At 60.3% G+C, this 13,746-nt stretch carries 11 protein-coding genes and 2 pseudogenes; 8 read left to right on the top strand and 5 right to left on the bottom strand.

The genetic code is table 11. From position 1 onward, the window contains the following. Positions 1–41 precede the first annotated feature (41 nt). Positions 42–1,892, top strand: a complete 1,851-nt coding sequence (gene tssF / locus U5782_RS29540) for a type VI secretion system baseplate subunit TssF (RefSeq protein ID WP_322047395.1) — start codon at positions 42–44, stop codon at positions 1,890–1,892. Further along, positions 1,889–3,928, top strand: a complete 2,040-nt coding sequence (locus U5782_RS29535) for a hypothetical protein (protein ID WP_322047394.1) — start codon at positions 1,889–1,891, stop codon at positions 3,926–3,928. Before tssF ends, U5782_RS29535 begins: the two co-directional genes overlap by 4 nt. Before the next feature lie 588 nt (positions 3,929–4,516). Here U5782_RS29535 and U5782_RS29530 read toward each other — a convergent pair. Then, a complete protein-coding gene (locus U5782_RS29530; protein WP_322047450.1) occupies positions 4,517–4,720 on the bottom strand; it encodes a hypothetical protein in 204 nt (67 codons plus the stop codon). On the opposite strand from U5782_RS29530, the pseudogene U5782_RS29525 reads away from it, so the two are divergent. Next, positions 4,681–4,815: pseudogene (locus U5782_RS29525) on the top strand (alpha/beta hydrolase fold domain-containing protein); the annotation flags it as partial. The gene U5782_RS29530 and the pseudogene U5782_RS29525 sit on opposite strands and share 40 nt — an antisense overlap. Here the strand turns inward: U5782_RS29525 and U5782_RS29520 are convergent. Further along, positions 4,792–5,430 (bottom strand): annotated as a pseudogene (locus U5782_RS29520) (alpha/beta hydrolase); the annotation flags it as partial. The pseudogenes U5782_RS29525 and U5782_RS29520 sit on opposite strands and share 24 nt — an antisense overlap. Beyond that, positions 5,415–7,118 (bottom strand): methyl-accepting chemotaxis protein, encoded by a 1,704-nt coding sequence (locus U5782_RS29515; protein WP_322047393.1) that lies wholly within the window; start codon positions 7,116–7,118, stop codon positions 5,415–5,417. The pseudogene U5782_RS29520 and the gene U5782_RS29515, both read right to left, overlap by 16 nt. Before the next feature lie 828 nt (positions 7,119–7,946). On the opposite strand from U5782_RS29515, the gene U5782_RS29510 reads away from it, so the two are divergent. The 5 genes from U5782_RS29510 to U5782_RS29490 all read left to right on the top strand — a co-directional run bounded on the left by U5782_RS29510 (position 7,947) and on the right by U5782_RS29490 (position 11,347). Next, complete coding sequence (locus U5782_RS29510) at positions 7,947–8,828, top strand: NmrA family NAD(P)-binding protein (protein WP_322047392.1); 882 nt, start codon at positions 7,947–7,949, stop codon at positions 8,826–8,828. A gap of 33 nt (positions 8,829–8,861) precedes the next feature. Then, positions 8,862–9,236: a hypothetical protein gene (locus tag U5782_RS29505; protein ID WP_322047391.1), complete on the top strand. Its 375-nt coding sequence runs from the start codon at positions 8,862–8,864 to the stop codon at positions 9,234–9,236. 73 nt (positions 9,237–9,309) lie between these two features. After that, the gene (locus U5782_RS29500) at positions 9,310–10,023 is read left to right on the top strand and encodes an SDR family oxidoreductase (protein ID WP_322047390.1); all 714 of its coding nucleotides are present in this window, start codon (positions 9,310–9,312) and stop codon (positions 10,021–10,023) included. A gap of 158 nt (positions 10,024–10,181) precedes the next feature. Further along, on the top strand, positions 10,182–10,637 hold the full coding sequence (locus U5782_RS29495) for a MarR family transcriptional regulator (protein WP_322047389.1): 456 nt from the start codon (positions 10,182–10,184) through the stop codon (positions 10,635–10,637). A gap of 68 nt (positions 10,638–10,705) precedes the next feature. Further along, positions 10,706–11,347, top strand: a complete 642-nt coding sequence (locus U5782_RS29490) for an HD domain-containing protein (RefSeq protein WP_322047388.1) — start codon at positions 10,706–10,708, stop codon at positions 11,345–11,347. A gap of 471 nt (positions 11,348–11,818) precedes the next feature. Here U5782_RS29490 and U5782_RS29485 read toward each other — a convergent pair whose 3' ends face one another. After that, the gene (locus tag U5782_RS29485; RefSeq protein ID WP_322047387.1) at positions 11,819–12,229 is read right to left on the bottom strand and encodes a helix-turn-helix domain-containing protein; all 411 of its coding nucleotides are present in this window, start codon (positions 12,227–12,229) and stop codon (positions 11,819–11,821) included. A 242-nt stretch (positions 12,230–12,471) separates the two neighbouring features. Further along, a complete protein-coding gene (locus U5782_RS29480) occupies positions 12,472–13,716 on the bottom strand; it encodes an MFS transporter (protein WP_322047386.1) in 1,245 nt (414 codons plus the stop codon). Positions 13,717–13,746: the final 30 nt, after the last annotated feature.

The following is a 13,746-nucleotide window of genomic DNA, read 5'->3' as shown; positions in this document are numbered from 1 at the left end:
ACTTAGGCTTCAATCCCCGATGAGCGGTACAAGTGTTATCCATGGACGAGTTAGAAAAGCTCCTGCCGCTCTTCGAGCGAGAGCTCGCGCAGTTCAGGCAAGACCTGCTGCAGTTCGAGCGCGCCTACCCGAAGGCAGCGGCGCGGCTGTCAATGTCGGGCGGACAGACCGACGATCCACATGTCGAACGCATGGTGCAATCAGCGGCGTGGCTGAATGCGCGGGCATCCAGTCGCGTTGAGGACCACTATCCCGAGTTTGCAGAAGCACTCGTGGAAACCCTATTCCCCGCCTACCTCAGGCCGCTCCCCTCGTGCTCCATCGCCCGGTTTGATGCGGGACGCCTGTTTGACGGGCTGACACGCACGTTTGAGGTTACCAGCTACACCGAGCTGGAACATCCCCAATCACTGTGTCGCTTCCAAACCCTCTGGGATATCACGCTCGCCCCGCTCGCGATCACGCGCGCGCAATTCTTGCCACCGACGGATGCACCACCACTCGGGACGGGACGGCTGTCCCGTGACATAGCGGGCATCGTTTCAATTGAGTTGGCTTCGCCGGGCCGACGACTGTTCGCGCAGAGCGAACTTCTGCCCAGGACGCTACGGGTCTACCTGCATGCCGACAGGCTTCTGGCAGCAGGATTGACAGATACGATGCTGCTGCGCCCGCACCCTGCCTTTGTGGAAGCCGATGCGAACCGCGTGTGGCATGCACTCGAGAAACACCCTGTCAAGCCGGTCGGCTTCGACGACTCTCAGGCGCTCCTGACTGGGACAGAAAGCATCCAGCAATCCGCCCTGAGAATGCTTATCGAATACGCGGCGTTCCCGGCCAAGTTCCGGTTCGTCGACGTCGATCTTGAGACACTCCTGCGCACCACCGGTCCGTGCGAAAAACTGACGCTGCACCTGCCCGTCGCGTCCCATGTCGCTCACCCGTGGTTTGTTGAGCGGCTCAGGCAGCTCAACGCCAACAATCTCCAGCTATTTTGCTCGCCTGTCGTCAATGCATTTCGCGAAGACGCGAAGCCGATTGACGTTGTAGCCGACGCTCACCGCTTTCCGGTATCGCTGCCGGAAACAGACGGACCGCAGCTGGTCATCCATTCGATCGACGCTGTGTACATGGTGAACGGTGCAGAACGTGCCGCAACCGGCACGGAAATACCTCGTTACCGGTCGCTACAGCACTGGAGGCAGACGAATGTCTTCTGGCTTCCCGATCAGGCCAACTGGGACGCAACCCGGATAGCCGGGAACGAGACGTCCATCAAGATGGTCGACATCGATGGCCGCCCCGTAACACCGAGCGCCAGCAAAATTGCTGTCGAGCTGACCTGCACAAACGGCTCGACACCGGCCGGGATCCAGATCGGCAAGCTGGCTGGTGACCTGAAAAGCGAAGCGCTCAATCTCGGTGGCCCGATCACGCTGCTCGTGACACCGACCGCACCAGCACAGCCAGCGCGTGATGACCTGGCGCTATGGCGGCTCATCTCAGCGTTGTCTCCCAATCAGGTATCGCTCTCGCCGTCGGGTCTGTCTGAACTGCGTGAATTGCTCTACCAGCTTGCAAAGTCCGCGTCTCCCGACGCTGGCCGCCACATCGCCGGCATCATCCGAGTGACTTCGCAGTCAATCAAGCGTGCAATGCATGTCGATCCGATTCCGACTACGGTGCTAGTGCCCGGCTTCCGGATCACCCTCACGATTGATGAGACGGCGTTCGCCGGCCACCCGATCTACACGTTTGCCCGGCTCATGGAACGCTACTTTTTGCGGTATGTGGGTTGGGACTGTCTCGAGCTTTCGATCGTTTCGCGCGGAGATACAGAGCTTTATAGCGGACGGCCCCTACTTGGTCCGCCTGAAGTTTCCTTCGTATGACCCGTCGATTGCAGATTTTTAGAAGCGCTCGCATATGCAGCCCCATCAAGACCTTCTCTAGAGAAGACAAACAATCAATGTTCAACAAATGGCTTGCTGGATTGCTTGAAGGCTGGAAATGCATATTCATCGTTGCGTGGCGCGGCGATGAATATTCCATCGACGCCCCATCACCGCACTCGCGTATCTCGCGAACCACGCCGCGCGTAGCGCCACGGCCTTGTCTTCATGCCCGGTTCCGCTTCCTGTTAATAACGTCCCTGCTAACCGGTGCGGGTCATGCAATGGCCCAGGTTGATCCGGATTTGCACACGCTGGCAGTGGCTTCGTCCGCGGATAAACCCGCAGCTCGAACCTCTTTGCTTGCCCGAGTCAGAACTCTCGTGGCCGCTTCACCTTCGCAATCGAATGCCAGTCATGACACGATGGCCAGAATGTTGCGCGTCGAACCACCCGGAACGTTAGTCAGCGTCGCTACAATGCCGGGGGAAGAAGCGCTGACACGCCAGCTGGCTGCGCTTCTGCCAGCTGACGCCATTTGCGGCGTCGCGACCAGCATGGGTTATCCCTATCCGGGTGGCACCGGGCCGGCGCAGGAGCGCGAGCGTCGTCAGCTCTGGCAAGGTATGCGGGCCTTGCTACAAGGCATCCAACCGGCGCAACGGCGCTCAAGCGCTTGCAGCAACGTCTTTCTCGCTCCCGAATTCTATCTTGATGAATCGCCGGATCGAATCGCCCACACGCAGAACTTGCTCGATGCAGGCTTCGAGCCGTCGGGCTACGCTTTACTGCAAATGCTGAGGCGTTGGCCGGATACCCCGGCGGCTCGCGCCACCGTCACGCACCTTCTGGCCCAGGGCGATCTCGATCGCGTGGTGGCTACACAGTGTTCAGTAGTCTGGGAACCGATGTGCCAGGGTTTCGATACGTCCTTGTTCGCAGCGTTATTGCGTATGGCCGCGAGCCCCGCCTCCTCGGGGGCTTCATCGGTGCAATTCTCGCTAGGCGAAAACCCTGCGTGGCAAGCCGCGCTCAACGCACATCAGGCCGACGACCAGGCCTGCGCGGGAGGCCGTCAAGCTAACAATGCGATGGTGGCGATTTTTGACACCTGGGTGGATCTCTCCCATGACGATGACGACAACTCCCGTCCCCAAGCGCCCGTCTCCCTCGTTCAGGCAACACGCTGGGCGCTGGAACGCTGCGATGCAAAGGCGATCAACAGAACGATTGAAATTGCCGATCCGTGGACTGTCATGGCCAGGCGTGGAGCGACGGATCTTATTCGACTGGCAATGACGCGGGGTATCGATATCGATCAAGGAGACAGTCGCAATAGTTTGCTGCGTACTTTTGCTCGCGGCGGCGACGACAAAGATTTTATTGCGCTAAGCGAGGTGTCCATCCACAGCGTCGATGGATCGCCGCTGCAGCAAGGAACCGCGCCAGACTTGAGCAGCTTCATGGCCAGCCTGGCTCCGCCCGAACGGCCCATCGCCAATGGAGGCGATATTCGTATCCTGCAATGGCTCCTTGCTCATGGTGCAAGTGCGACAGCGCCCATAGCAGGCGCCGCTCCGCGCGGTATTGCAGCGCTATTTGACCGCGACGATATCGTGCATCTGCTCGCCGACGCTGGCGCCCCGCCAGCCGTTCTTACCGGCAACGTTCGCGAGGATTGGCTGCGTAGTAGATTGGCCGATGTGGCGGATCACCAGGACGATATTCCCAACCCGGTCGACTGCGATGCAGATTCTGATGACTGCGGCACTTCCGGTTTCGGTACGATCTCACGCGTCGACCTGGACGGCGACGGGCGTCCCGAATACATCCTCGCCAGTGGATGCGGCCGATTCTGCGTGCTCGATGTGCTGGCTTACCGCGACCGACGTTGGCGAGTGGTGCTATCAACCACGGGCTACGCCGAACCACTCAAGACGCATCATCATGGCTGGCGTGATATTCGCGTCAGCGTACCTGACTCACCCGATGCAATCTGGAGGTACGACGGCGATGTTTATCAGTCGGATAACTAAACTTAATACTTTGCCAGGTTCAGCGGTGCTGAAAAGACATTCGTATCGCTATTCGCCAGCGCTGCGTGACTGGCCTGCGCAACGGCTATCGCGACGGAGTCACCTGTGTTGCGGCTCCGTCCCAGTACCCGGATAAGGCAGATTTGCCGCCTGAGATCGTCCGACTTATTCATCAAAGCTTCAAGGTATTCGATTATCTGGTCGGACAACCCCCGACGCCCCGCATCGGGCTTATCTCGTCGTCATTCATCATCCGGTCGATACGATGCAACGTGCGTCACCACGTCCGCTGCTGATTTTTACGCAGCAGCGAACGGTTACTACGTTTTTGCGGCGAGGAATGACACGGTCGTCCTGCAAGTGGGTGAAGGAGGAATCGGCGATCCATAGCCACGCGCGCGGGCGCATCAAGACCTGCACCCTGGCGCGTTCGGCATCGTGGCGGCCGGCCGAACGACAGCCTCCGCCGGCCACCTTATTAGCGGCTAGGCGATAAACGCAACCTGCGACGCTGCATAAACCGTCACGTGGCGTCAACATGTTCGCCGATCGAATCTGGACATTACAGAAATTAAGATAACTTCGCGATTAGTGCCGCGAATCCATCGCAAACGCCTTGGCCGCGGTCACGGTATCCAGCGCCTCGCGCAACAGCTCGATCTTGCCGTCGCACGCCACGAGCCGCCCGGCGTACATCTGCCGGTAGATTTTCCCCGTCGACGGCACAAGCGCTTCGACTTCGTATTCGGACGTATCCGCCCGACGCAGGCGAGCGCAACCAGCGCTACGCATCGCCGCTGCGCGCCACGCTCGACGAGTTGAAGGGCTTGCCGCCTGCGCTGATCCAGACGGCGCAATTCGACGTGTTGGGTATGCGCGCTCCAGAACCACTTCATCATGTCGCGGCTCAGGAAGTAGCCGTTTTCGCATGCGTCGTAGGAGGCGTTGTCGAATGCGTGGTCGATCACCGGTCACATGAGGCCCTGGAAGCGGATAGCCGGGCCATATCGATCCTTTGCCATCTGGCTGACGACTGCGGCCATGTTCCCGCCCACGCTGTTGCCCACGACCGCGAGCCGCGTGCCATCGACGCCGGTTTTCTCGCCGTGCGCGGCAACCCACTTCGTTGCGGCGTAGGCGTCGTTGATCGCGACCGGATAGCGTGCTTTGGGCGAAGGGGTGTATTCGACGAACACGGCCGCCGCGCCCGACTGCACCACGAGGTCACGCACGAGACGCTCATGCGTCGGGTAGTAGCCGGGAATCCAGCCGCCGCCGTGGAAGAACATGAACACGGGCAACACGTCGCGCGCGCCCTGCGGCTTGATAACGACGAGCAGCACACTCAGACCGTCCTGCTCGATCGTGCGGCGTGTGACGTCGATGCCCGAGACGTTCACTTCGACGCTACGCTGCGTGCCTGCCAGGGCTTCGGCGGGCGTGAGCGCTTCGATAGAACAGGGAACAGTGTGCCTGCTTCGCGGCGTTAGAAGCTTTGCCAGTCGTGTGGGCCGTTTGCCTCTGAGGCGCCCGTCGCTTTGCGTGAAGCAACGAAGTTTTGCCGGCCTCCAGCGGACGCACGTGTCGCGAAACCAGAGCCGTTCTCCATGCCCTCCGAATGCCCTGCCTCGCCCACTTTGAAAACAGACACCGCTGCGCGCAGCGTTTCGGCCTGATCGGCCATTGCCTGCGCGGCCGCACTCGCCTGCTCGACAAGCGCAGCGTTCTGCTGCGTGACCTCGTCCATCTGCGTCACAGCCACATTGACCTGTTCGATGCCAGTGTTCTGCTCGACAGATGCAGACGCGATTTCCCCCATGATGTCCGTGACCCGCTGCACCGAGCGCACGACTTCACTCATTGTCTCTCCGGCCTGCTGCACGAGCGCCGAACCGTCGTGAACATGCGAGACCGACGTTTCAATCAAATCCTTGATCTCTTTGGCGGCCGTGGCACTGCGCTGCGCGAGTGTGCGCACTTCACCGGCAACTACTGCGAAACCCCGGCCCTGCTCACCCGCGCGCGCCGCCTCGACCGCCGCGTTCAGCGCGAGGATGTTGGTCTGGAATGCAATGCCTTCGATTACAGAAATGATTTCCGCGACCTTCGACGAACTCGACGAGATGTCCGCCATCGTGCTGACGACGCGCTGCACGACGTCTCCACCGGCCGCCGCTGTCTGCGACGCAGTCGTGGCGACCGTGCTGCCTTGACGCGCGTTGTCTGTGTTTGCCTTGACCGTCGACGTCAGCTCTTCCATGCTGGCCGCAGTCTGTTCGAGCGACGCGGCCTGCTCCTCTGTGCGCTGCGATAGATCGAGATTGCCCTGCGCGATCTCGGCGGACGCCACCGAAATCGATTCAGCCGAATGCTTGATGCCAGAGACGATGCTGGTCAGACGCGCACGCATCGCTTCGAGCGATGCCATCAGGCTGCGCTCGTCGTCACGCGCGACAGCAATGGAAACCTGCAGATTGCCTGCGGCGATTTCACCGGCAATCCGTTGCGCGTCGTTCGGCTCGCCGCCCAACTGACGCAGCACGCTACGTGTTATGAGCACGGCTGTGACGATCGCAACGCCGATGGCGAGCGCCACCAACGAGCCAACCAGGATGCGAATGCTGGCGTAAGTGGCCACCGCATCTTTCTGAGCCTCGGCGTTTTCCTCGTCCTCGCGGTCGGCGAGCGCGACGGCTTTTGCGAGCCATGCGCGCTGCGGCGGACGGGCCTCATGCAAGATCGTCCGGGTCGTCGTGACGATATCGCCTGCAACCGCCTGTTCAATCGCCTTTTTCATTGGGGGAACCGCGACCAGTTCCTGCTGGTCGACCTCGGCTAGCAGCCTGCGCTCGCCATCTGTCGTGCCAGCCTCGTGCGCGAACATGTCACGCAACTCTTTGGCCGCATCGGCATACACCATATCCTGGCCCTTGATTCGATCGACCTCAGCAAGCAGTTCGTCATGATTTTCGAGAAGCACCAGATTGCGAACCGCGATGGCGCGATCCTGAATCGACGACTTCAGAACATTGGCGAGTCGGGCCTCAGCATTATTGACTCGCGCAATATCATCGAGCCGACTGTTCAGCTGCGATAAACCGTAGAAAGCAATCCCAGCCTCCGCAATTAGCAGCAACGTCAGCAAGGAAAAGCCTGCAATCAGGCGGGTCGACAATCTTGTATTGTTCATACGAATTCTAAACAATGGGCCTTGCATGGATGGGGTTTACCCAACTAGTTACGACAACGCCGCAGAGTTCTGAAGGGTTATTGAAGGGTTAGCGACATTTTGTTTATTGCCGGTTAATACAAAAGACAATGTAGTCACGAACGTTCGTTTGTATTCGGCTTTTGCGTGAAATGAACGACTACCAAGCGTGCCTCGTAGTGCATCTGGTGTCGGAATAAATGTCGCCTGTCTCGCGCGAGCGCGGAAAGGCCGAGAAGCAGCCGCGCCAAGTCGTCCGTCGCCGCTCAAGAAATGCCGGTGTCGGCCAGTTTAGGTCGTTCGCTCACACCCGTGGACGGACACTCAAAGCGTCTGCGCCAAAGGTTGTAGCGGCCCGTTACATATCTCGCTGATCATTAGCATCGTCGGTCAGCGAATTGCTAGAGATGACCAGCGCGAATAGCAATTTGCGGTTTGTAGCTGGTACGAACCCGCGGGCATATCGAATACTCGGGGCCCTTACTGATTTTCTTCAACGCCCTCGCCACACCACAGTAAATCGCTGCGTCGATTCGCACGGTCCCACCTCTTTTCTCAATGTGAGCAGACACTGAACTTTCCGCCATCCTGGTGAGCAAGGACGATTTCGACACCTCTGGCGCTTTCAATTGCGGGATACCTACGCAGCGCTCCGTAGATGTTCGCTAACAATGCGGTCAGCCCAGTCAGGCGGACCGAGCGTGCTCTTATCCTGGCCGCTCAAACCAATAAAACTTGACAATGAGAGCATATGCTCCTAGTCTTCGTCTTAATAGAGCATATGCTCTTACTTTCGAACGGAGCGAAGCGATGAACGGGGCTGAGATTCTTGTGAGCGGTGCAACCGGACGCACCGGAGGTATTGCCATTGACGAACTGCTCAAGATGAACAAACGCGTGCGGGCCTATGTGCGCACAAATGACGATCGGGCGGCAGCCCTGAGGCAACGCGGTGTCGAGGTCGCGGTCGGGGACTTCACCGACATCGACAACATTCGGGCAGCGATGGAAGGCATCCGATCGGCGTATTTCCTTCATCCAATCGCGCCGGGAATCGTCGGGGCTGCCGCCTATTTCGCGCAAGCAGCAAAGGAAGCGGGCGTCACGGCGATCGTCAACATGTCGCAGATTTCCGCGCGCCGGGAGTCGTTGAGCCACGCGGCACAGGATCACTGGGTCTCCGAGCGGGTCTTCGATTGGTCGGGTGTCGCGACTACGCATTTGCGCCCGACCTTCTTTGCCGACTGGCTCGTCTATACGCATTTTGCGCGAGAGATATGGGCCACGAAGAAGATCGAATTTCCGTTTGGCAACGGTCGTCACGCGCCCATCGCCAGCGACGATCAGGGACGCGTGATCGCCCACATCCTCGCCAACCCCGAAAGCCACGAGGGCAAGACCTACACACTCCACGGCCCCGTCGAGATGAACCACGTCGAGATCGCAGCCGCGATGAGCGAGGTGCTCGGCGCCCGGATCGAATATGCGCCAACTTCAATCGAGGAATTCCGAATCAAGATGGAAACCCTTTACAAGTTTCCGCAGTTCCTCACGCAGCATCTGGTCGAAGTCGCGCAGAACTACCGCGACGGCGTCTTCTCGGGCACAAACGACGCCGTCGAGAAGATCACCGGAAAGCCGCCGCTGTCGGTCCAGCAGTTCGTCGCGAGATATCGGACCGCATTCGTGTGAGCACATCCTTGAAACGAATCGGGAGGTTTAAAAATGTCACCCACCCAACCTGAGCGTCACCCGTTTCTCGATGATCTGACGGCCGACGCCGAGCTGGTCAGCTCGGTTATACGCGCGCCAGTGATCGGGCGCGACGAAATCCGGCTCGCCGTCGACGCAGTCGGAACCTTCTACGTCGCACAGACGCCAACGTTTGTTCAAGTCGTCGACTCGCGGCTATTTCTCGAATATGAGGCCGTTCTGATGAGCGGCGAGACGTTGAGCGCGGTGGTGGTCGTCGATCGCAATGCTGACGGCTCGGTGCCCCGAGTCAGCGTACGGATGAGCCCGCTTGGCGCAGTACTGACTCTCGCGACTCATCTGCAGAAGTCGCTTTCGAACCAGTTGCCGAAACACGTCTTTCTTTGAACCAGGCACCCGTGCATTCGTGGATGGAGTCGACACTCCCCCGGCACGCGGCTTTTTAAAAAAGGAGCTTGTCATGGATATCAAGAACGCCACCGTCTTCATCACAGGTGCCAATCGCGGTCTGGGCCTCGCTTTTGCACGCGAGGCGCTTCGGCGCGGAGCCGCGAAAGTGTACGCGGGTATGCGCAACACGAGCGGTTTCGACGAGCCGGGCATTGTGCCGGTAAGGATCGATGTCACGGATCCGGTATCGATCGCCGAGGCGGCGAAACTGGCGGCAGACACAAATCTGCTGATCAACAACGCGGGCATTGCCGCTCTGATCGACGGGCCCCTGGCGGCCGACGTGCAAGCGCAGTCCGCCCGCTTGTTCGATACGAACTACTATGGCGTGGTGCGCGTCACACAGGCCTTCGAACAGGCTCTGGTGGATCAGCCGTATGCCGCGATCATCAACGTGCTGTCCGACATCGTGTGGCTCCCGCGGCCCTATCTGACACCGTATGCCGCGTCGAAAGCCGCCGCCTGGAGTTTCACGAACCAGCTTCGCTTTCACCTGCGCGATCGTGGCATTCAGGTTCTCGGCCTGCACGTCGGGTTCGTGGATACCGATCTGACCAACGGCATCGACGTGCCCAAAGCCAGTCCAGAGGACGTCGTGCGACAAACCTACGACGCGCTTGCCGCCGGCAAGAGCGAGGTCATGGCCGACGAGGGGACAGCGGTACTGAAGAGCACGCTCGCGGCCGAGATACCCGGCTACATCACACCGCCGGCTGGGCTTTGAGGATCGCAGTTGAGACGGGCCGGATTCGGCAGAGAGGCACAAGGTGCACAGATCGTACGCCAACGCTGCGCTCCCGGCATTCATCGTAGATACTGCCGTACTTTCGCGCGACGCGTGCCTGGCGTTCGCGCAATTAACCGAAATCAGGAGTGCAACAGATGTTGCCCGTTAACCAGCCGCTCGGAATCGATCAATGCAACTGCTTCGCCGTGAGAAAGGCGAGCAGGCAGATCTCCCGACTCTACGATAGCCATCTTGAGCCTGCGGGTTTGCGCATCACGCAATTCCTTACCTTGGCAGCACTGCACGAAGTGGGAAGTACCCCGGTCAACGCCCTTGCCGAACGGCTCGATATCGAAAGAACGGCGATGGGGAAAATGGTTGGCTTCCTGGAGCGCGACGGTTTCGTCACGATCAAGCCCTCGCCCACCGACGGCCGGAGCCGCCTTGTCGAACTCACCGAGGAGGGACGTCATCTGCATCAAAGGGCAGCTCCTCTCTGGCAGGCAGCGCAACGGGAGTTCGAGCAATTGAACGGTGTGGACAACGTTACGGCGTTGCGAGAAGGCTTGAGAGGGGTGGTCATCGGCGACGTGTCGATGCGCTCGTCGTAAGACTGAACCTCAGAATTCGTTGCGGCAACAACGTCATTCGTCAAAGAAGTCGTCATAGAGGAAACGCTATGGAATCCGCTGTCACTATCGGTGGCTTGGTCGCACCAGATTCTGAACTCGCCCGCAAAGCGGCGGCCCTCGCCGCGCAGGCGCATTCCAGGCCGCTCCTCAATCATGTCCACAGGACATGGTGGTTCGCGGAGTTTATCGGCAAGAAGCGGGAAATGAAGTATGACCGCGAGTTGGTTTATCTCGCATCGCTGCTTCACGACCTGGGATTGTCGGATGATCATGCTGCGGATAAGCGCTTCGAAGTCGATGGCGCGGACGCTGCGAGCAGGTTTCTACACGCCCACGACTATCCCGAGGCGAAAATCGAAATCGTTTGGGACGCCATTGCCCTTCACTCGGCCGCTGACATTGCCGATCGAAGGGAGCCGGAGGTCGCGCTCGTCCACTTCGGCGCTCACGTAGACGTCATGGGGCTCAGGATGGACGAGATTCCTCCCCAACTGATCGACGATACCCTTGCACTGTATCCGCGGCTCGGGTTCAAGAAGGCGTTCACGGAGGCACTTGCCGAGGTCGCCAGACGGAAACCACACACCGCCATCGGAACCGGTCTGGCCGACATCGGCCGCCGTCTGGTGCCTGGTCTCGACATTCCCAACGTGTGCGACCTCCTGCTTGGCGCAAGCTTCGAAAGCTGAACGTCTCACGTGATCACAACTCCACCGTGGCTGTATCATCGCCCCCGCTCTTCACCGACGGGCATCCAATTTAACGCAGGCACCATCGATTCTTCGCAGGCAGGGACCACTCCAAAATGACCGGTGTGGGTCCTCTCGTGGATCGACGCCATGCGTAAGGAAGCGATGTTGGTGTTTATGGTCATCAATGGAACCGGCGAATGGGACGCGGTAGAGCTATGACCGTTACGCGTTGCATTTGGAGCGTTGGTCTTTCACTGCCGTGGACGGCTCCTGAGGGGCGCTCTCAGTCGGACGACGCATTCCGATGCCGCCTTGGTCAAGGCGAAACGCATCTGGCGGTAGCCGGCCAGTTCCGGCCGCTCGCTGGAGTGGGGTCGCAGACATTCGAAAATCCGATGCAGATGCGAAAGCTGCCCTTGGGAACAGCCTATGCACGATGTGCCGAAATCGGTGCTGTTGGTACGAGTATCACCGCACCCCATGGCGTATCCAATGTTGAAGCCCATGGTCCCGAATCAGGCGATTGATGTGGGAGTAGGAATAGCAGATCTGGAATTCCCGCTCAATAAATCGTTGAACCAGCACGTTCGTCCAACACGCTTCCGAGAGACCGACATTATCCGGAGGCTGCCTGATGGATTGAATTAGCCGCGCGAGATCTTCGGTGGTGAGACGCGGCCTGCGTCCGACGTCGCCCATTCCCATTAACGCTGGCGCGCCGCCGACTGCGAAAGCGCTCTGATAGCGCCGTGCTGTCGCTGGACTCAACCCCAGCACAGAAGCGACTTGCGCGATGCTCTTTCCGGCAGCCAGCATCCGCGCTGCGTACGCACGCCGCCCTGACCAGCGGCGACCACCTGGTTTGTCGTTGGCGCTCATGGCCACTCTCTGCCTGAACCAGTGGAGATGATCCCCTGCTTCTGTCACTGACGCCACAAAAGCTGAATCAAATTCAATCTTGAGAGATAGTCGGCCTGTCAGGCCGGTGTGAAGGTGAGCGCGCGGTCAGCCAGTCACGATACGGACGCCTTGATCTGAAACCCAGCACGCAGTCACCGCGAGCATCAGGGCGAGAACGGGCATCAGCCCGCGACGTCGCGCGCAGGCCGGATCGCAGCGGATCATGAGGCGCCTCCATCATCTGGCCGGATATGCCGGAAGGCAGCCAGCACGGCGAGATCGTAGGCAATCTTGAGCGTCCCGCAAGCGACTAGAGGTATGGCGAGCCAGCCCGCTCCAAGCAGCCCGGCAGCGATCGACGGTGCGACCGCCGCGGCAAGACTACGCGGTACGGCGGTGAAGCTCGCGGCGGCCGGCCGCTCCGCCGGGGTCACGACGGCCATGACAAACGCGCTGCGCGTCGGGACGTCGAGCTGCGAAAGTGCGCTGCGCATGAGCAGCAGCGTCAAAGTGAGCGGGAGGGAGGCCGTGAATGCTGCGGCGATCAGGCACATGCTCGACGGAATGTGCGTGAAGACCATTGTGTTGAGCAGGCCGATCCTGCGTGCGATTGGCGCTGCGGCCAGTTGCGAGCCGGCGCTGAGCAGCCCTGCCCAGAAGAAGAACTGGCCGGCCGCGGCAAGTGGCAACCCGAAACGCTGGATCAGCCACAGCGTCAGCAGCGAGTTCACAAGCAACCCGCCCGCGAATGCATCCACGCTGAACAGAAGCGCCAGGCGCATGACAATGCCACGCGACGGGCCAAGCGGCGCGGGCGCGCTCGTTGCATGCGCCTGCGGCTTCGGCAAGCGCAGATACAGGAGAAAGACGACAAGGCCAATCAGTGCGTAGATGAGGAACATCGCGCGCATCGCAGACAGCACGGATAGCCCGGAGTGCGCGGCGAACCACTGCGGAAACCCGGCCAGCAGCGCACCGAGCGCCGCCGACACACCACCGATCAGGCTGTAGCGCGCGAACAGCGCGGTGCGCGCATTGGATTGCGCCGCTTCGGCCAGACGCGCATGTTCCAGCGGCAGGAAGAGGCTCACGTCGCCAGAACTGGGGTTGAGCGTGCCGACGAACGCCACGATAAACAGCGGCCACAGCGATGAAAAGACGCCAAACGCGAGACCGGTCACGCCCATCAGGCTTGCGGCGAAGAGCAGCAGCGCGCGGTGTGGATAGCGGCTGCCACGCAGGCCGACCCAGATTGTGGCGAGGGCCGATCCCAGCAAGGTAGCCGTCCCGATCAGGCCAACCGTGAGCTGGCCGAACCCGAGCGCAAGCAGATAAGCCGGGAGCAGCACCGCAACGAAGCCGTCGCAGACTCCGCGCAGCCCACGCGCGGTGAGCAGCAACCCTGCGCTTCGGTCAATGCCGGGGGGCCACAACAAGGCCGAAAGCGGTGCGCGCGCGGGTGTCATCGTGTTCTCCTTCCAGCGGGGCCTCCTTTC

It is taken from the genome of Paraburkholderia sp. J67 (assembly GCF_905220265.1).
Taxonomy (GTDB): Bacteria; Pseudomonadota; Gammaproteobacteria; order Burkholderiales; family Burkholderiaceae; genus Paraburkholderia.
Note: the sequence above shows the minus strand (reverse complement) of the source record. Positions and strands in the feature narration are given on the sequence as shown.

Excerpts from the sequence above, each read along its gene's own strand:
- tssF (WP_322047395.1), top strand. The coding sequence starts at position 42 with ATGGACGAGTTAGAAAAGCTCCTGCCGCTCTTCGAGCGAGAGCTCGCG.
- U5782_RS29535 (WP_322047394.1), top strand. The coding sequence starts at position 1,889 with ATGACCCGTCGATTGCAGATTTTTAGAAGCGCTCGCATATGCAGCCCC.
- U5782_RS29530 (WP_322047450.1), bottom strand. The coding sequence starts at position 4,720 with ATGCGTAGCGCTGGTTGCGCTCGCCTGCGTCGGGCGGATACGTCCGAA.
- U5782_RS29515 (WP_322047393.1), bottom strand. The coding sequence starts at position 7,118 with ATGAACAATACAAGATTGTCGACCCGCCTGATTGCAGGCTTTTCCTTG.
- U5782_RS29510 (WP_322047392.1), top strand. The coding sequence starts at position 7,947 with ATGAACGGGGCTGAGATTCTTGTGAGCGGTGCAACCGGACGCACCGGA.
- U5782_RS29505 (WP_322047391.1), top strand. The coding sequence starts at position 8,862 with ATGTCACCCACCCAACCTGAGCGTCACCCGTTTCTCGATGATCTGACG.
- U5782_RS29500 (WP_322047390.1), top strand. The coding sequence starts at position 9,310 with ATGGATATCAAGAACGCCACCGTCTTCATCACAGGTGCCAATCGCGGT.
- U5782_RS29495 (WP_322047389.1), top strand. The coding sequence starts at position 10,182 with ATGTTGCCCGTTAACCAGCCGCTCGGAATCGATCAATGCAACTGCTTC.
- U5782_RS29490 (WP_322047388.1), top strand. The coding sequence starts at position 10,706 with ATGGAATCCGCTGTCACTATCGGTGGCTTGGTCGCACCAGATTCTGAA.
- U5782_RS29485 (WP_322047387.1), bottom strand. The coding sequence starts at position 12,229 with ATGAGCGCCAACGACAAACCAGGTGGTCGCCGCTGGTCAGGGCGGCGT.
- U5782_RS29480 (WP_322047386.1), bottom strand. The coding sequence starts at position 13,716 with ATGACACCCGCGCGCGCACCGCTTTCGGCCTTGTTGTGGCCCCCCGGC.